General features: G+C 65.0%; 17 protein-coding genes and 1 pseudogene. 8 read left to right on the forward strand and 10 right to left on the reverse strand.

What is annotated here, in order from left to right; all coding sequences use genetic code 11:
• Positions 1 to 3 precede the first annotated feature (3 nt).
• Positions 4 to 1,197 carry an efflux RND transporter periplasmic adaptor subunit gene (locus AB3L03_RS13450; protein WP_085351844.1) on the reverse strand — a complete coding sequence of 398 codons (1,194 nt, stop codon included), beginning with the start codon at positions 1,195 to 1,197 and terminating at the stop codon, positions 4 to 6.
• A 231-nt stretch (positions 1,198 to 1,428) separates the two neighbouring features.
• A complete protein-coding gene (locus AB3L03_RS13455) occupies positions 1,429 to 2,448 on the reverse strand; it encodes a cyclopropane-fatty-acyl-phospholipid synthase family protein (RefSeq protein WP_368508791.1) in 1,020 nt (339 codons plus the stop codon).
• Between the two features lie 218 nt (positions 2,449 to 2,666).
• Between AB3L03_RS13455 and AB3L03_RS13460 the strand changes: the two genes are divergently transcribed.
• From AB3L03_RS13460 to AB3L03_RS13475, 4 genes are all read left to right on the forward strand, one after another.
• Entirely contained in the window at positions 2,667 to 3,686 is a 1,020-nt protein-coding gene (locus tag AB3L03_RS13460; protein ID WP_018454614.1) for a flagellar motor protein MotA, read from the forward strand.
• A 4-nt stretch (positions 3,687 to 3,690) separates the two neighbouring features.
• The gene (locus AB3L03_RS13465; protein ID WP_018454615.1) at positions 3,691 to 4,719 is read left to right on the forward strand and encodes a peptidoglycan -binding protein; all 1,029 of its coding nucleotides are present in this window, start codon (positions 3,691 to 3,693) and stop codon (positions 4,717 to 4,719) included.
• Positions 4,719 to 5,165, forward strand: a complete 447-nt coding sequence (locus AB3L03_RS13470; RefSeq protein WP_368508792.1) for a GNAT family N-acetyltransferase — start codon at positions 4,719 to 4,721, stop codon at positions 5,163 to 5,165. Before AB3L03_RS13465 ends, AB3L03_RS13470 begins: the two co-directional genes overlap by 1 nt.
• Positions 5,166 to 5,275: 110 nt before the next feature.
• Positions 5,276 to 5,494, forward strand: coding sequence for a hypothetical protein (locus AB3L03_RS13475; protein WP_018454617.1), 219 nt, complete (start codon positions 5,276 to 5,278; stop codon positions 5,492 to 5,494).
• Between the two features lie 15 nt (positions 5,495 to 5,509).
• On the opposite strand, the gene AB3L03_RS13480 is transcribed toward AB3L03_RS13475, so the two are convergent.
• The 4 genes from AB3L03_RS13480 to AB3L03_RS13495 all read right to left on the reverse strand — a co-directional run bounded on the left by AB3L03_RS13480 (position 5,510) and on the right by AB3L03_RS13495 (position 8,476).
• On the reverse strand, positions 5,510 to 5,680 hold the full coding sequence (locus AB3L03_RS13480) for a hypothetical protein (RefSeq protein ID WP_157642917.1): 171 nt from the start codon (positions 5,678 to 5,680) through the stop codon (positions 5,510 to 5,512).
• A 147-nt stretch (positions 5,681 to 5,827) separates the two neighbouring features.
• The gene (locus AB3L03_RS13485) at positions 5,828 to 6,001 is read right to left on the reverse strand and encodes a hypothetical protein (RefSeq protein WP_162847278.1); all 174 of its coding nucleotides are present in this window, start codon (positions 5,999 to 6,001) and stop codon (positions 5,828 to 5,830) included.
• Positions 6,002 to 6,026: 25 nt separating this feature from the next.
• On the reverse strand, positions 6,027 to 6,236 hold the full coding sequence (locus AB3L03_RS13490) for a hypothetical protein (RefSeq protein WP_085361611.1): 210 nt from the start codon (positions 6,234 to 6,236) through the stop codon (positions 6,027 to 6,029).
• A 413-nt stretch (positions 6,237 to 6,649) separates the two neighbouring features.
• Complete coding sequence (locus AB3L03_RS13495; protein ID WP_368508793.1) at positions 6,650 to 8,476, reverse strand: ABC transporter ATP-binding protein/permease; 1,827 nt, start codon at positions 8,474 to 8,476, stop codon at positions 6,650 to 6,652.
• A gap of 213 nt (positions 8,477 to 8,689) precedes the next feature.
• Between AB3L03_RS13495 and rpmE the strand changes: the two genes are divergently transcribed.
• Positions 8,690 to 8,917 carry a 50S ribosomal protein L31 gene (gene rpmE / locus AB3L03_RS13500; protein WP_018454622.1) on the forward strand — a complete coding sequence of 76 codons (228 nt, stop codon included), beginning with the start codon at positions 8,690 to 8,692 and terminating at the stop codon, positions 8,915 to 8,917.
• Positions 8,918 to 9,005: 88 nt separating this feature from the next.
• Here rpmE and AB3L03_RS13505 read toward each other — a convergent pair whose 3' ends face one another.
• Together AB3L03_RS13505 and AB3L03_RS13510 are read right to left on the reverse strand one after the other, a co-directional pair.
• Positions 9,006 to 9,515, reverse strand: coding sequence for a DUF1465 family protein (locus AB3L03_RS13505; RefSeq protein WP_018454623.1), 510 nt, complete (start codon positions 9,513 to 9,515; stop codon positions 9,006 to 9,008).
• Between the two features lie 532 nt (positions 9,516 to 10,047).
• Positions 10,048 to 10,239, reverse strand: coding sequence for a DUF1192 domain-containing protein (locus AB3L03_RS13510; protein WP_007605502.1), 192 nt, complete (start codon positions 10,237 to 10,239; stop codon positions 10,048 to 10,050).
• Between the two features lie 111 nt (positions 10,240 to 10,350).
• On the opposite strand from AB3L03_RS13510, the gene AB3L03_RS13515 reads away from it, so the two are divergent.
• Both AB3L03_RS13515 and AB3L03_RS13520 read left to right on the forward strand, forming a co-directional pair.
• Positions 10,351 to 11,349, forward strand: coding sequence for an NAD(P)H-quinone oxidoreductase (locus AB3L03_RS13515; protein WP_018454625.1), 999 nt, complete (start codon positions 10,351 to 10,353; stop codon positions 11,347 to 11,349).
• Between the two features lie 154 nt (positions 11,350 to 11,503).
• Positions 11,504 to 14,380 carry an EAL domain-containing protein gene (locus tag AB3L03_RS13520; RefSeq protein WP_368508794.1) on the forward strand — a complete coding sequence of 959 codons (2,877 nt, stop codon included), beginning with the start codon at positions 11,504 to 11,506 and terminating at the stop codon, positions 14,378 to 14,380.
• A 12-nt stretch (positions 14,381 to 14,392) separates the two neighbouring features.
• On the opposite strand, the gene AB3L03_RS13525 is transcribed toward AB3L03_RS13520, so the two are convergent.
• Positions 14,393 to 14,662, reverse strand: a complete 270-nt coding sequence (locus AB3L03_RS13525) for a hypothetical protein (RefSeq protein ID WP_018454627.1) — start codon at positions 14,660 to 14,662, stop codon at positions 14,393 to 14,395.
• 144 nt (positions 14,663 to 14,806) lie between these two features.
• Between AB3L03_RS13525 and AB3L03_RS13530 the strand changes: the two are divergent.
• Positions 14,807 to 16,302: pseudogene (locus tag AB3L03_RS13530) on the forward strand (diguanylate cyclase).
• A gap of 106 nt (positions 16,303 to 16,408) precedes the next feature.
• Here the strand turns inward: AB3L03_RS13530 and AB3L03_RS13535 are convergent.
• Positions 16,409 to 17,284: a UTP--glucose-1-phosphate uridylyltransferase gene (locus tag AB3L03_RS13535; protein WP_026232775.1), complete on the reverse strand. Its 876-nt coding sequence runs from the start codon at positions 17,282 to 17,284 to the stop codon at positions 16,409 to 16,411.
• Positions 17,285 to 17,363: the final 79 nt, after the last annotated feature.

Below are 17,363 nucleotides of genomic sequence, written 5' to 3' on the forward strand. Positions count from 1 at the left end.
CTATTACCGCATCAGCTTCTGGGCGTGCCGGTTGTCGGCGGTCGCATCCGCTTCCGACCAGGATTGCGGCTTGACCTTGTCGCCGGCGGCGAACTTCTGGAAGCCTTCGACCACGACCTTGTCGCCAGCCTTCAGGCCGTCGGTGACGAACCAGATGCCGTCCTGCACCGAACCGGTGCGCACCGGCTGCACCGAGATGCGATTGTCGTCCTTGACGACGAACACCTCGCTGCCGCCGCCGCCATTGCGCTGAATCGCCTGCTGCGGCACGGCGATCGCATCGCTATCGAGACCCTGGTCGATGCGGACGCGGACATACATGCCCGGCAGCAATTCGCGCTTGGGATTGCGGAACTCACCACGCAAGGTCACCTGACCGGTATTGGCGTCGACCTTGGCATCCGAAAACAGCAACTTGCCGTCGAGCGAGTAGAGGGTGTTGTCGTCGAGCACGAGATGCACCTTGGCGGCGTCGGGCGCGATGCGCTCGAGGTCACCGCTCTCGAAGGCGCGGCGGAGCTGGTTGAGCTCGTTCACCGACTGGGTGAAATCCGCATAGATCGGATCGAGCTGCTGAATGGTGGCCAGATTGGTCTCGTTCTGAACCGCGAGCGCGCCCTCGCTGACCAGGGCGGCACCGACGACGCCGTCGATCGGCGCGCGTACGGTGGCATAGTCGAGATTGAGCTTTGCGCGCGCGAGATCGGCCTTGCGGCCCTCGACCTCGGCATGGGCCTGGCGCTCGGCCGCGATCGCCTTCTCGTTCTCGGCTTCGGGCGCGGCGCGCTGGCTGGTGAGCGTGGCGATGCGGCGCGCCTGCTGCTGGGACTGCATCAACGCGGCCTCGGCCTTGGCGACCGCAGCCTCGTTGGCCATCACCTCGACCTCGAACGGACGCGGATCGATCCGATACAGTGGATCGCCGGCCTTCACCTCGCTGCCCTGCCGGAACAGGCGCTCGACCACGATGCCGGACACGCGCGGCCGCACGTCGGACACGCGCGTCGGCGCAATGCGGCCCGGCAGCTCGCGCACCACGGCACGCGGCTGCGGCTTGACGATGACGATGCTGACGTCGGGGTCGTTGGGCTGGGCGGCTGAAATGGCGGAGCTGGATTCGTCGCAGCCCGCCAACAGCGGCGTAAAGGCCGCGAGCATCATTGCAACGCATGCCGATCGCGCGCGAAGTCCTGACATGAAATGGGGTGCCCCGATATTGTTGAAACCGATCACGCTCGGCGCGAGGCCCGTTCTGGGCCATGGCACGCGGCTGATGCGGTCAAAATAGAGCGGACGTGCTGCGACGCAACGCACCTTGCGGGCGGCCCAATGTCACACGGCCTAGGGTGCTGAGTTCACGGCGTTTTTCGCGTCTCACCCGATTGTGAGTCCGGTTCCATCACCGCGTGCTGCGTCAGAAGACCGCAATTACCCCGCCGCCTTCATCCGGTAGTGGCTGACGCCCCACTCGGTTCCGTTGGCATAGCCGAACAGGCCCGAGGTCGCGAGAAAGAACCAGCGCCAGCGTCGCATTCGCTGGGCGGTCTCCTCGCCATGGATGTTGCGTAAGGCCGCCTCGATGGCGTCGCGATGCGCGTCGAAATTTGCGAGCCAGTCGTTGGCGGTGCGCTGATAGTGCGTGCCGCTCCAGCACCATTCCTTCTCGACTGTGAAAATATCGTCGAATTGCCTGACGAGGTGATGGCTCGGCATCAGCCCGCCGGTTGAGACGCGCTGCGCGATCCAGTCGTCGCGATCGGCCCGGTCGAACAGGTGAGAGCCGGAGCGATGAGCGACGATGTGCATGAAGAACCGCCCCTCCGGCGCGAGCCATGATCGCAGGCGTGTCATCAGCTTGCGCCAGTTCATCACGTGCTCGAACATCTCGACCGACACGATGCGGTCGAATTGCCCGTCGGGCGCGAACACGTTGATGTCCGCACAGACCACCCGCAGATTAAGAAGACCGCGCAGCCGCGCCTCTTCCTCGATATGGGCGCGCTGCGCCTGCGAGCTCGACACCGCCGTCACCTTGGCGTGCGGAAACTGCCGCGCCATCCACAGCGACAGCGAGCCCCAGCCGCAGCCGAGCTCAAGGATGGTCTGACCATCGGCGATTGCGGCATGCTCGGCGGTCTGGCGCAGCGCCTCCTCCTCGGCCTCCCGCAAGGTGGTCGCGTCGGTCTTGTAGAAGCAGCAGGAGTATTTGCGGTTGGGGCCGAGCACCTTCGCAAAGAACGAAGCGGGCACCTCGTCGTGCTCGGCATCCGCGTCCTCGGCGATCGGCCGCAGCATCATCCGCCCGGCGAAGGCGGCATCGTCCGCCTCGCCCAGCGCGGACAGGCGCGTCACCGTGCGCGAGCACAGGCGCTGGATCGCCGCGCGGATCACGACATCAGGCAACGGCACCCGTTCGGCAGTCCCGATGATCGCGGACACGACGCTCATGCGACGACTCCGTCTTGGGCGGCGGGTTTTGGCGCCAAGGGAAAAAGTGCGACTTGAACCTGTGGAATACCGACGATTTGCAAAGTACGTCCTTACCAAAGCCCGGTTTCAGCTTTGGGTTCCCCAGCTCTCCCCGAAATCGGCGCATCCGGCGCTTTTTTTGGGCTGGCGCTGTGCCATAGTGCGCCCCGCAAGCAAGTTAACGGATGATACCGGCCATGCCGCCAGGCGCCTCGCCCCGCTCCTCCCTCGACATCGAATACACCAAGCTTTCCTCGCCCAGCGTCTTCCTGGTGCGGATGCTGGTCTTCCTGGTGCTCTGCACCCTGGTGGGCGTGGTGCTCTATAAGCAGATCATCCAGGCCTTCTTCGCCAATCCCGGCCTCAATGCCCTGATCGGCGGCGTGCTGTTCATCGGCATCATCCTGGCCTTCCGCCAGGTGATCCGGCTGTATCCCGAAGTCTCCTGGGTCAACAATTTCCGCATCGCCGATCCCGGCCTTGCGCCCGCCCGCCACCCCAAGCTGCTGGCGCCGATGGCGATGATCCTCGGCGGCGAGCGCACCGGGCGGATGTCGATCACCCAGACCACCATGCGGCACCTGCTCGATTCGATCGCGACCCGCCTCGACGAGGCCCGCGACATCTCCCGCTACATGACCGGGCTGCTGGTCTTCCTCGGCCTGCTCGGCACGTTCTGGGGCTTGATCGAGACGGTCGGCTCGGTCGGCAAGGTGATCGACGGGCTCAAGGTCGGCGGCGATTCCGGGGCCCTGTTCGACACGCTGAAAGAGGGGCTGGCCGCCCCGCTCGGCGGCATGGGCATCTCGTTCTCGAGCTCGCTGTTCGGCCTCGCCGGCTCGCTCATCCTGGGCTTCCTCGACCTGCAATCGAGCCAGGCGCAGAACCGTTTCTACACCGACCTCGAAGACTGGCTTGCCACCACGGTGCGCGAGTATGGCAGCGGCGAGGTGGCTGTTGCCGGCACTGGCGGTGGCATTGCCAGCGGCGAACTTCAGGCCGTGGTCGAGCGCTTACGCTCCGTGCTCGAGGAGGGTAGCGGCAGCCGCGGCACCACCGCGGCGATGGCGAGCCTCGCCGAAGCCATTCAGGCGCTGGTCTCGCATATGCGGACCGAGCAGCAGATGATCCGCGAATGGGCCGACGGCCAGGGCGAGCAGAACCGCGAGATCCGGCGCCTGCTGGAGCGCATCGCGCGTCAGCCCGAGAAGGGTTAGCGACATGGCACTGGCGCGCGGTCGCCGCGGCGATACCTCCTTCAACTACTGGCCCGGCTTCGTCGACGCGCTGTCGACGCTGGTGCTGTCGATCGTGTTCCTGCTGTCGGTGTTCCTGGTCGTGCAGTTCTTCCTGTCGCAGGAGGTCACCGGCAAGGACAAGGCGCTGGAGCAGCTCAACGCCAAGATCGCGCAGCTCAACGAATTACTGTCGCTGGAGAAGCTCGGCAAGCTCACGCTCGACGACCAGGTCTCGTCACTGAAAGCCGGCCTCGCTTCGGCCGAGAGCGAGCGCGACCGCATCAAGGGCCTCTATGAGGGGCTCGCCGCGGCCGGCAACGATGCGCAAGGCAAGTCCTCCGAGCTCGGCAAGGCGCTGGATTCCGAGAAGGCGGTTTCGGCCCGGGCGCTGGCGCAGATCGAGGTGCTGAACCAGCAGATCAGCGCGCTGCGGCGGCAATTGGCCGCGCTGGAAGAGGCGCTCGACGTTAGCGAGAAGCGCGACAAGGAATCGCAAAATCGCATCGCCGACCTGGGCTCTCGCCTGAATGTCGCCCTGGCGCAGCGCGTGCAGGAATTGTCGCGCTATCGCTCGGAATTCTTCGGCCGCCTGCGCGCCATCCTCGGCAACCGCCCCGACATCCGCATCGTCGGCGATCGCTTCGTATTCCAGTCCGAAGTGTTCTTCGACACCGGACAGGCGGTGCTGCTGCCCGAAGGCCGCGCCGAGCTCGACACGCTCGCAACCGCGCTGATCGATCTCGACAAGAAAATCCCGAACGAGATCCCTTGGGTGCTGCGTGTCGACGGCCATACCGACGTGCGCCCGGTCAACGGTCCGAACTTCAAGTCGAACTGGGACCTCTCGGCCGCGCGCTCGATCTCCGTGGTGCAGTACCTGATCTCGCTCGGCGTGCCGGCCCAGCGCCTGGTCGCCGCCGGCTTCGGCGAATTCCAGCCGCTCGACACGGCCAACACCGAGGAAGCCTACAAGCGCAACCGCCGCATCGAGCTGAAGCTGACGGAGCGGTAGTGAGCGCCCTCCACCTCCGCCGTTACCGTCCCGAGGACGAGGCCGCTTCGATTGACCTGTGGCATCGCACCTGGCAGCAGGCCTATCCGCAGATCGACTTCGCGGCCCGCCTGGACTGGTGGCGCGAGCGCTGGCGCAAGGAGCTGGTGCCGAAGGCTTCGATCGTGGTCGCGGAGCAGGACGGCGCGCTGACCGGCTTCGTCACCATCGACGGCGACGGTTATCTCGACCAGCTCGTGGTCGATCCCGCGCACTGGGGCTCGGACGCGGCGCGGCTGCTGGTGGATGAGGCCAAGCGCCTGTCACCGGCGGGCGTGACACTGCTTGTCAACAAGGACAACAGCCGCGCCATCCGCTTCTACGAGCGCAACGGCTTCGCGCATGCCGGCGACGAGGTGAACCCGACCTCGGGACGTCCGGTGCTGAAGATGATTTGGCAACCTTAGATTCTGGCGATCTTGATTCTGGACGCGTGACGGCCGTCACGTCGGGATCCCAGGACGTCAGCTAGTCGTTGTGCCCGCAAGTTGCGCCGGCAAGCGGATGGAGATGACCGATGAAATTGAGCGATCTGGCCAAGGGGTCTTCGGTCCTGCTCGGCGTCATCGTCGCCGGATATGTTTCGACGAGCTATGTCGACCAGCACCTCGCCACGCCGGTCAAGACGACGAGTGCTCCGACGAATGGCCTTGGGCCATCGGCCTGCGTTGATGAGGACGGGAGCTGGAAGAACTGGCCATGGCCGAACGTGCCGGCGCTGTCGCCGAAGTGCTGATAAGCAGTGCTGCCGTCAACTCGCCGCGGTGCGCTCTCGGCTCAAGCGGAGTTCAAGCTCGAACTGCCAGCTTTCGGCTTGGCGGATCGCGCGTTGGCTGTCTTCGCGAAGCCGGATCGACTCATCGATCGCTCGCTGCGCCCGCTCCAAAAGTTCGTGGGTTTCCTTGCTGAATGGCGGGGCCATGAGGCGCACTCCCATTGAGGCGGGAGCACAAATCATCTCTCAGGCACCGACGCCTACGGACGAGCCTTTGGCCGGCGATACCTGATTAGGCGCCACATCCGGGGGAACTGCAAGGTTCATCCACTCGGCTCAGGGGCGCGGGCTGCCCTATCCGAAATTCCGGAAGCCCACGATGGGCAATCCGAAACTCAGCACAACGATGACGCCGCTACCAGCGACAACAAGCAGCGCCGCTTTCCACCCCGCAAGGCCGCGCTTTTGCTGTCGAATAGCGAACAGGATGAGGAGGATGAACAGTACCGGACCGATCAGAACAATCATTCACAACACCGTCCACTCCGTCAGCTCAACGAACAACGCCTGCCGCATCGTTCTTGCTAGGAATCACCCAATCGATTGCGAGCAGGCAACTTTCGACGACAATGAAGGCGGCCAGACCGCCGAGCCAACCGAAGAAGACCACGGAAAAGGTAGCAAGCAAGAGCGCGCAGAAGACGTCGGCGACAAGCTTGCCGTTGCGCTCGCCTCGGGTCTGGTCGGCTGTCGAATAAGGCATTTGGCGTCTCCTGGGTCGGCCCGAACCCTAGCTTCAGCAGCCGCGGCCGTCCACTCCCTCCGCGCGCGCCAACGCTGTCCGAAATTCCTGAAGCCAACGACGAGCATTCCGAAACTCATCAAAACGACGACGCCCATGTTCTGCGACAGCCAGCAGCGCCGCTTCCATCGATCACCTTACGATGTGGCCGATTCGAATCGCGCAGCCGATCAGATCGACAAATGTCCGCTATCGACCCGGCTACGAAGGGAGACCACGTGGTGCGACGCTCTCGCCAAAAGCTCCGCTGTCATTCCCCGCGGAGGCGGGGAATCCAGTACGCCGCGGCTTATCGCTTGATCACTTCCGTCTCGATCGCCCGCCTGCGCGGGGGATGACAGCCTGAATGAAGCGGCAGTCCAGACTACCTCGCCTCACGCCCCCTCGAACTGCAACCTCGCCAGCCTGGCATAGAGCCCGTTCGCAGCGACGAGCTCCGCATGCGTACCCTGTTCGACGATCCGGCCCTGGTCCATCACCAGGATGCGGTCGCACGACAAGACGGTTGCGAGCCGGTGCGCGATGACGAGCGTGGTGCGGTGGCGCATCAGCTCTTCCAGCGCGGTCTGCACCAGCGTCTCGCTTTCGGCATCGAGCGCGGAGGTGGCTTCGTCCAGCAGCAGCAGCGGCGCATCGCGCAGGATCGCACGGGCAATCGCGATGCGCTGGCGCTGGCCGCCTGATAGCGTCACGCCGCGCTCGCCGAGCGGGGTCTCGAAACCTTCGGGCAGGCGGCGGATGAACTCGGCGGCGTGCGCGAGCTCGGCCGCGCGCTCGACCTCCGCATCGGTGGCATCGGGCCGGCCGAAGCGGATGTTGTCGCGGGCACTGGCCGCGAACACGTTGGATTCCTGCGGCACCAGCGCAATACGCGAACGGAATTCGCGGGGATCGGCGGCTTTGACCGGCACGCCGTCGAGCGAGATCGCGCCGCTGCGCGGATCGTAGAAGCGCAACAAGAGATGAAAGATCGTGCTCTTGCCGGCGCCGGACGGACCGACGATCGCGACCTTCTCGCCGGGACGCACGGCGAACGACACGGCATCGAGCACATTGACGTCGCGCCGCGCCGGATAGGCGAAGCTGACCTGGTCGAAGCCGACTTCGCCGCGCGCCGGCACCGGCAGCGCGCGCGGCGACGCGGGCGCCGTGATGTCGGGCTGCACATGCAGGATCTCGAACAGGCGCTCGGCAGCGCCTGATGCCGCCGAGATCTCGCCCCAGACTTCGCTGAGCTGGCCGAGGCCGGCCGCGGCGAAGGCCGCATAGAGCACGAACTGGCCGAGCCGGCCCGGCGTGATGGTGCCGATCAGCACGTCGTGCGAGCCGATCCAGAGGATCGCGACCACGCTTGCGAACACGATGAAGATGATGATGGCGGTGAGCACGGCGCGCGCCTGCGTGGACGTGCGCGCGGCTTCATAGGCCTGCTCGACCTCGCCGCCGAAGCGCTTCTCGGCGAGGCTCTCGCTGGTATAGGCCTGCACGGTCCGGATCGCGCCAACCAGCTCGCCGGCATAGGCCGAGGCCTCGGCCAGCGTGTCCTGCGCATTGCGCGACAGACGCCGCACCCAGCGCCCGAAGGCGACCAGCGGCAGCACGATGAGGGGAATGGCCAGCAGCACGAAGCCTGACAGCCGCGGGCTGGTGATCACCATCATCGCCGCAGCACCGAAGAACATCATCAAATTGCGCAGCGCGATCGAGACCGAGGCGCCGACGGAGGATTTGATCTGGGTGGTGTCGGCGGTGAGGCGCGACACCAGCTCGCCGCTGCGCGCGGAATCGAAGAAGGCCGGCGACAGCGACAGCAGATGGGCGAAGACGTCGCGCCGGAGATCGGCAACGATGCGCTCGCCGATCGTCATCACGAGGTAGTAGCGGGCGGCACTCGCCAGCGCGAGCACGGCGACGACGGCGATCATCACCGAGAAGTAGCTGTTGATCAGCTCGATGCCCTCAGGCGTCAGGCCGAAATCGATCATCCTGCGCACCGCGACCGGCACCAGCAGAGTGGTCAGCGCCGCGATCGTCAGCGCCACGAAGGCCAGCGCCGCCCGGCCGCGATAGCGGGCGACATAGGGCGCGAGCGCCAGCAGCGGCCGCAGCTTCGCGCGGCTCTTCGCCGGCGCCTCGATCAGGTCGGCCTCGATCGACGGGGCTTCCGCGGGCCCGGTTTCAAGCCGTTCAACTGCGCTCATGAGATCCGACCAAAAGACAAAGAGAGGTGCTCCGCTCCAGATAGGCCGGGCGAGCGGGAGTGGCAAATCCGGGATGTCCCTTAGGGGGCCGCCCGGTCCCCCGACTAAGGCCCTGCAATGGCTTGTTTTACAGGGGCCCGTGGGGTATAGACCGCGCCAAATCCGTCATTCGATAGCCACTCAAGTGAGGCGCCGGGGCGCCGAGGAATTGCCATGAAAGCCGAAATTCACCCGAACTATCATACGATTAAGGTCGTGATGACCGACGGAACCGAGTACCTGACCCGCTCCACCTGGGGCAAGGAAGGCGACACGCTGAACCTCGACATCGACCCCAAGTCGCACCCGGCGTGGACCGGCGGCAACGCGCAGCTGCTGGATCGCGGCGGCCGCGTCTCGCGCTTCCAGAAGAAGTTTTCGGGCTTTCTCAAAAAGGATTGATCCGGCCCCTCGAGGCTGGAGACGAAAACGCCCCCGGAGAGCCGGGGGCGTTTTTTGTTTTGGGGGCGCTCGTCGCGATGACGGGAGCTTACCGCTCGAACGCCGCCTTCAGCGCGTTGAGATGCGGCACCAGCGGGTTGCCGATCGAGGAATGATCGACCGGCGGGGTGTGGATGGTGTTGTCCAGGCGGCGCACGCGGGTCTGAAGGCTCATCGAGCGATGGATCAGGTCCTGGAGCTGCGACGGCAGCTTCTCGATGGTGTCGGTTGAGCCGGGATCGGCGGCGGAGAGCTTGACCTTGGTCTTTTCGCGATTGGCTTGGCCCAGCGTCATCTCGCCTTCCTTCACGGCGCGGTGCAGCAGCAGCCACGAGGCGAGCTGCATCAGGCGGGTGGTCAGACGCATGCTCTCGGTCGCATAGGTGAGGCTGACGGCACGATCGAGCGCCTTGGCCTCGGTGCGGCCGGCGCCATCGAGATAGGCGGCGGTCTCCTCGACCAAGTCCATGCCCTCGCGGAACAGGACGCCGAACGCCGCAGAATTGGTGAACCGCTCGCTGAGTTGAACGAGAGCGCCTTCGGCTTGCAAACGTTCCATGGTTAACGCCCCTTACGCAACTGTCTGACTGCCCGGCTTTGGCGCCGGCTTATGATGAACAAATCATTGCGCGGGCCGGACGCCGAGTCCAGTGACAAGCGCGGATATGGTTTCCGCGGGTCTTTGCCCGGAATTCAACCGGTGCGAGACGCAAAAAAGCGGAGCTGGGCGCAAAAAAAGAGCCGCCGGAAAACCGGCGGCTTTGAAAGTTGATAACAGGGAGGCGTCAAACAGAGTGGACAGGAGCCACTCGGTGTCCAAACAAGGACAGTTCCCAGTCATAAACTCGAAAGCTTAATGTGGAGTAAACGAGCGATTATCTTGAGGGTTCGTTAGCCATGTCGGTCAGTGGCCGAGTGAGCTGCGGAACAAACTCTCCCCGTCGCCCCGGCCTAGTGCGCAATTGCGCACGGGGGGCCCTTAGCCACAGGGAAAAGTCGTCGCGCGAGCCGGCAACTCCGAGTCTTCGGAAAACTGCTCGCACGGCGTATGGGTCCCGGCCTCCGCCGGGACGACAGCTATTGTTTCGAGCCTACTTCTTGAAAACGCTGTTGGCCGCATCGCGCGAGGCGCGTTTCTTTGTTGCGGCTTCTTCCAATCTTGCGATCTCGCCCTTGAGCAGCGCGATGCGCTCGGTCAGTTCTTCCACCGACAACAGTGAGAGATCCTGTCCGATGTCATGGCTGATCTTCTTGCGCGGGCGGTCGTCGTCTTCCATCGCCATCCTGGTTCCTCCTGCGTTCGCCTCACAAGCGGCTGAGGCGGTTGCCAGCCTGCACCCCGCTGGCTAAGCAATGGCCTCGTTCCATCCCGCACCTTTGCTCAAGGACACATCATGGACAAGCTGCCCGCGCAAATGACCGTGGTCGCCATCTCGAAACCCGGCGGACCGGAAGTGCTGGTGCCGGAACAACGGGCGCTGCCGCAGCCCGGCCCCGACGAGATCCTGGTCAAGGTGCAGGCCGCCGGCGTCAACCGGCCCGACGTCGCGCAGCGCTCCGGCGCCTATCCGCCGCCGCCCGGCGCCAGCGACCTGCCCGGCCTCGAAATCGCCGGCGAAGTGGTGGCCGTCGGCAGCAACGCCAAGCGGCACAAGATCGGTGACAAGGTGATGTCGCTGGTCGCCGGTGGCGGTTATGCGCAGTACTGCATCGCGCAGGACGGTCAGGCGATGAGCGTGCCGCCGTCGCTGTCGATCAAGGAAGCCGGCGCACTGCCGGAAACACTGATGACGGTCTGGCACAATGTGTTCGAGCGCGGCGCCCTGAAGGCCGGCGAGACGCTGCTGATCCACGGCGGCTCTTCCGGCATCGGCACCATGGCGATCCAGCTCGCAAAAGCTTTCGGCGCCAAGGTGATCGTCACCGTGGGATCGCAGGACAAGATCGATGCATGCCTCAAGCTCGGCGCGGATCGTGCCATCAACTACAAGACCGAAGACTTCGTCGCCGTGGTCAAGGCGGAGACCAACAATGCCGGCGCCAATCTGATCCTCGACATGGTCGCCGGCGACTATGTCGATCGCAACTATGACGCCGCAGCGCTCGACGGCCGCATCGTGCAGATCGCGACCCTCAACGGGCCCAAGGTCACCGTCAACATCGCCAAGGTGATGGTGAAGCGCCTGACCCATACCGGCTCGACGCTGCGCCCCCGTAGTAATGCGGACAAGGCGGCGATGGTGGCCGCGATCGAGGCGAAAGTGATGCCGCTGTTGCGCGAAGGCCGCGTCAAGCCGCTGATGGACAGCACTTTCCCGCTGGAAAAAGCATCCGACGCGCACCGGCGGATGGAAACCTCGGCACATATTGGCAAAATTGTGTTGGAGGTCTAGGCCAACGGCCCACAGGGCAAGCCGGAAACCCTTTGATTTTCCTCGCTTTCGTGGCATCTATCGCGACGCACCGAACCACCTTGTTCCGTTCGGAAAACGCCGTGCACCGAAGAGCCTGCACCGAAGAGTTTGCGTCGAACGCGGAGAACTGACCTTGCGTCTGATCAGGTGCCTCGCGCCCATAGCGCTGGGCCTCATGATTCTCGTCTGCGCGTTCCCGGCGCGCGCGCTGGACGCTGTCAGCGTCCGCGGTGACGCGCCCGCGATCGACCTCACCGGTGTGCTCGAGCATCAGCGCAGCGACGCCGACCGCATCCAGGTCTCCACCGCGCCCGGCACCGACGGCATCGTCCGCCGCATCGAGGTGCGCGCCCGCGAAGGCGGCCAGAACTGGGTGGTGTTCGCGCTCGCCAACAACACCGACGACCAGCTCGACCGCCTGATCGTCGCCCCGCATTACCGTATAGTCTCCTCGGGGCTGCTGTGGCCCGACCTCGGGCTGTCGCGCATCGCGACCATCACGCCCTCGACCGGCGACCGGCCGGAGCGACAGGAGAGCCCGACCGCCGACGTCTTCCGCGTCACGCTCGATCCCGGCGCCGTCGTCACCTTCGTCGCGGAGCTGCGCACCGACAAGCTGCCGCAGCTCTATCTGTGGGAGCCGGAATCCTACAAGGACAAGGTCAACTCATTCACGCTGTACCAGGGCATCGTGATCGGCATCTCCGGCTTGCTGGCGCTGGTGCTGACCATCCTGTTCGTGGTCAAGGGCAGCATCATGTTCCCGGCCGCCGCGGCGCTGGCCTGGGCGGTGCTGGTCTATATCGGCGTCGATTTCGGCTTCTGGGGCAAGGTGCTCGACATGTCGAACAACGCCGAGCGCATCTGGCGCGCGGCGGGTGAGGCGATCCTGGCGGCGACGCTGCTGGTGTTCCTGTTCGCCTATCTCAATCTCAGTCGATGGCACGTGCGCTATTCGCACATCACGGTGGGCTGGCTCTCGTTCCTGGGCTCTCTCGTTGCGCTGGCCCTGTTCGACCCTGCGGTGGCCTCCGGCATCGCGCGCATCTCGCTGGTGCTGATTGCCTTCGCCGGCTTCGCGCTGATCGTCTATCTCTCCACCCACGGCTTCGACCGCGCGGTGCTGCTGATCCCGACCTGGTTCCTGCTGGTGGTCTGGGTGGTCGCGGCCGGCATGACGGTCGCAGGCTCCGTCACCAACGACATCGTCGGCCCTGCCCTGCTCGGCGGCCTCGTGCTGATCGTGATGCTGATCGGCTTCACGGTGATGCAGCATGCGTTCGCGGGCGGCGGCGCCACCACCGGCGTCGTCTCCGACATCGAGCGCCGCGCGTTGGCGCTGGCCGGTTCCGGCGATTTGATCTGGGACTGGGACGTGTCCGCCGACAAGGTCTTTACCAGCCCTGAGACCGAGGCCCTGCTCGGCCTCAAGCGCGGCACGCTTGAAGGCCCGGCCGCCTCCTGGCTCGAAGTGCTGCACCCGCTCGACCAGGACCGTTTCCGCGCCGCGCTCGACAGCGTGCTCGACCAGCGCCGCGGCCGCCTGGTGCAGGATTTCCGCCTGCGCACGCCGGACGGTCACTTCATGTGGTTCGCGCTGAAGGCGCGCCCGGTGGTCGGCTCCGACGGCGAGGTCTCGCGCGTGGTCGGCACCCTCACCGACGTCACCGAGCTGCGCAACGCCGAGGAGCGCCTGCTGCACGATTCGGTGCATGACAATCTCACCGGCCTGCCCAACCGCAAGCTGTTCATGGACCGGCTCGGCGCCGTCGCGCATTTCGCCAAGACCATGCCGACGCTGCGGCCGACGCTGATGGTGATCGACCTCGACCGCTTCAAGCAGGTCAACGATTCCGTCGGCATCGCGGTCGGCGATTCCATCCTGCTGACGCTGGCCCGCCGCCTCACCCGCATCCTGAAGCCGCAGGATACGCTGGCGCGGCTCGCCGGCGACCAGTTCGGCTTGATCCTGCTCTCGGAGCAGGACCCCGCCCGCATCACCGCCTTCGCCGAGACCATCCGCAAGACCATCCGCGCGCCGATCGCCTTCAACGAACGCGAGATCTTTCTCACGGCCTCGATCGGCCTCGCCCTGTCCGATCCGCAAGTTCAGCTCACGGACGAGATCATCAAGGACGCCGAGCTCGCGATGTATCACTCCAAGCGCATCGGCGGCGACCGCATCGACGTCTACAAGTCCGCGATGCGCGCGCGAAAAACCGACCGGCTGACGCTGGAGAGCGAACTGCGCCGCGCCATCGAGCGGCAGGAGCTCACGATCCTGTACCAGCCGATCGTGCGGCTTGAAGACCGTTCGGTCGCCGGCTTCGAGGCGCTGGTGCGCTGGGATCATCCCAAGCTCGGACGCATGGCGCCCTCGGAATTCATCACCATCGCGGAAGAGACTGGCCTGATCATCGACCTTGGCATGTTCGTGCTCGACCAGACCGCCAAGCAGCTCTCGATCTGGCAGCGCGCGATGCGCTCGCGCGAGCCGATCTTCGCATCGGTCAACGTCTCCTCGCGGCAATTGCTGCGCCACGATCTGATCCACGACATCCGCACCGTGCTGTCGCGCTCCTCGGTCGCGCGCGGCACGCTGAAGCTGGAGCTGACGGAATCGCTGGTGATGGAGAATCCGGAGCACGCGGCGCAGATGCTGACGCGCATCCGCGAACTCGGCACCGGGCTGTCGCTCGACGATTTCGGCACCGGCCATTCGTCACTGGCCTATCTGCAGCGCTTCCCGTTCGACACCATCAAGATCGACCAGTCCTTCGTGCGCACCACCAACCGCGGCACCCGCCCGGTGATCCTGAAGTCCATCATCGCGCTCGCGCACGACCTCGGCATGGACGTGGTCGCCGAAGGTGCCGAGACCGATTCCGACGCGGTCGAGCTCTACCAGATGGGCTGCGAATACGCGCAAGGGTTTGCCTTTGGCGAACCCATGGATGCCGACGCCGCGATGCGCCTGCTCACGGAAGTGCGCCTGGAAGCGGCGAGCTAGCTTCCCTTCGCCTCACCCAGGCCTGCGCCGGTCACTCTTCAGCTTGGTGAACCGCACGCTCGCACCGTCCGGCATCCGCATCGCCTTGAAACCCGCGGCGAGGCAGGCTTCGCGTTGCGGCATCTGGATATCCGGGCTGCGCAGGCTGTCCCACCATGAGGCACGATTCGCCGCGCGCGGCAGGGCCGCGCCGATAATCTCTTCGATCTGTTCATAGGTCAGCACGAATTCCGCCTGCTTCTGCCGCATCAGATAATCGCGCAACGCGTCGTAGTCGTTCACCGCTGTCCTCTTCGCTGGTCGAAGCTCCGCTTTGCCCAAAAACGTGAGCCGCGGAAACCAATTTTTAACTCATTCCGGCAGCGCCGTCCCGGCTTAAACACTACTCAAGCTTTCGGGCGCATTCACTGGTGTCGGGAGCAAACGATGTTGTCTCGATGGCGCGACGTCACGGCCCGCCGGCCATGGCGGCTTTCGGCGAAGCTGCTGATCATCTCGTCCGTGGTGACGGTGATCGGCTTTTCCGCCATTTGCGTCAACGTCATGCTGGACATGCGCCGCGGCGAGGAGGCGCTCGCCCGCCAGACGCTGGAAAACCTGGCGACGACCATCGAGTCCGACGTCAGCCGCAACATCGAGATCTACGATCTGGCCCTTAAGGCGGTCGCCAGCAACATGCTGCTGCCGGAAATCGCCACGGTCTCGAAGCCGATCCGTCACCTCATCCTGTTCGACCATTCGACCACGGCGAGGCATTTCGGCGCGATCCAGGTGTTCGACGCCGACGGCCGGTTGACCATTGACGCCTCGACGCTCGATCCCCTTGTCGTGAACCGGGGCGACGAGGATTACTTCAAGGCCCATCGGGACAATCCGCAAGCCGGGCTCTTCATCAGCCGTCCCATGCTGTTCCGCGGCGCTTATTCGATCGTGCTGAGCCGGCGCATCAGCGATACCGACGGCGGCTTTCTCGGCGTCGTCGCCGGATCGATCCGCTTCAGCTATTTCCACGAATTGTTCGAGCGGCTGAGCCTCGATCCCGACGATACCATCACCGTGCTCAGGCGCGACCGTACCGTCATGATGCGGCGGCCGTTTGATCTCGACGTGATCGGCACGAATCTGGCCGACCGGCCGGTCTGGAAGGCCGAAAATCTGAAGGTCGGCAGCGCATTCGCCGGACAGGGGCCGATCGACGGCACGCCGCGGCTCTATGTCCGCAGCGGTGGGACCAGCCCGCTATTCGTGGTGGCAGGTAAGCCACTGAACACCGTGTTCGAGCTCTGGCAGAGGGAAGCCTACCGCATCGGCGCCGTGGTCGTGGCGCTCAGCCTGTTCATGCTGGCATCGACGCTGGTGCTCGCGCGCGAGATCGGCCGGCGCGCCGAGGCCGAGCGCAAGCTCGAGGAGATGGCGACGACCGACGCGCTCACCGGCCTGAAGAACCGCCGCAAGTTCGACCAGGTGATCGACGTCGAATGGCGCCGCGCGATGCGGCAGCAGACGCCGATCGCGCTGTTGATGATCGATGCCGATCACTTCAAGGCCTACAACGACACGTTCGGCCACCAGGCCGGCGACCAGGTGCTGGTCGGCATCGCCATCTGCATTTCCGATTCGGTGAGCCGCGCCGGCGACTGCGCCGCGCGCTATGGCGGTGAGGAATTCGCCGTGCTGCTGCCGGGCACCTCGGTCACGGACGCCCTCCTGGTGGCCGAGAAGATCCGCGCCAAGGTGCAGGGATGGTCCGACGACCACACGAGCTCGACGGTGTCCTGCGGCATCGCGAGCCTCGTTCCCACCACCGGCATGGACTGGCCGATCCTGGTCGCCGCCGCCGACAAGGCGCTCTACGCCGCAAAGCCGGCGGCCGCAACCAGTCGGTGGTCGCAAGCTTGCCGAAGCTGTCGCTGGTGGCGTGAGGGTTTCGTTCCGTCATTGCGAGCGAAGCGAAGCAATCCAGACTGTCTCCGCGAAGACAGCCTGGATTGCTTCGTCGCTTCGCTCCTCGCAATGACGAGCGGAGCGCTACTGCCCCAAATACTTCTTCATTTCCGCAATGAGCCCGTCACGCAGCTCCGGCCGCTTCAGTCCGTACGCGATGTTGGCGCGGAGGAAGCCGGGCTTGGAGCCGCAATCATGGCGCTCGCCCTCGAACTCGACGCCGTAGAAGCTTTGCGATCTGGCGAGGCCGATCATGGCATCGGTGAGCTGGATCTCTCCGCCGGCGCCGCGCTCCTGGGTCTCCAGGATCTTGAAGATCTCCGGCTGCAGGATGTAGCGGCCGGTGATCGAGAGGTTGGAGGGCGCGGTGCCCTTGGCCGGCTTCTCGACCATGCCGTCGACCTCGAACATCTTGCCGGTGCGTTTGCCGACGCCGCAGATGCCGTATTGATGGGTCAGATGGTCGGGCACCGCCTCGACCGCGATGACGTTGGATTTTTCGCCGAGCTTGCTGGCGGTGTCGATCATCTGCTTCAGGCAGCCGGGCGAATTGAGCACGAGTTCGTCCGGCAGCACGACCGCGAACGGTTCGTTGCCGACGATGTCGCGTGCGCACCAGACCGCGTGACCGAGGCCGAGCGGCGCCTGCTGGCGGGTGAAGCTGACGGCGCCGGCCTCCGGCTGGTTCTGCGCCAGAACGTCCTGCTCGGTCTTCTTGCCGCGCGCGGCCAGCGTCGCATCGAGCTCGAACATCCGGTCGAAATGATCTTCGATGACACTTTTGTTGCGGCCGGTGACAAAGATGAAGTGCTCGATGCCGGCTTCCCTCGCCTCGTCATAGACGTACTGGATCAGCGGCTTGTCGACGATCGTCAGCATTTCCTTCGGCATCGCCTTGGTGGCGGGCAGGACGCGGGTGCCGAGGCCGGCAACGGGAAATACGGCTTTGCGGATTTTCATGGGATTGATCGAATACCTGAGGAACACGTGAAGGGAGCAATGGCATCTTGCTAGCTTGTTTGCAGCCGCCAACAAAGGC

This window comes from Bradyrhizobium lupini, assembly GCF_040939785.1.
Lineage (GTDB): Bacteria > Pseudomonadota > Alphaproteobacteria > Rhizobiales > Xanthobacteraceae > Bradyrhizobium > Bradyrhizobium canariense_D.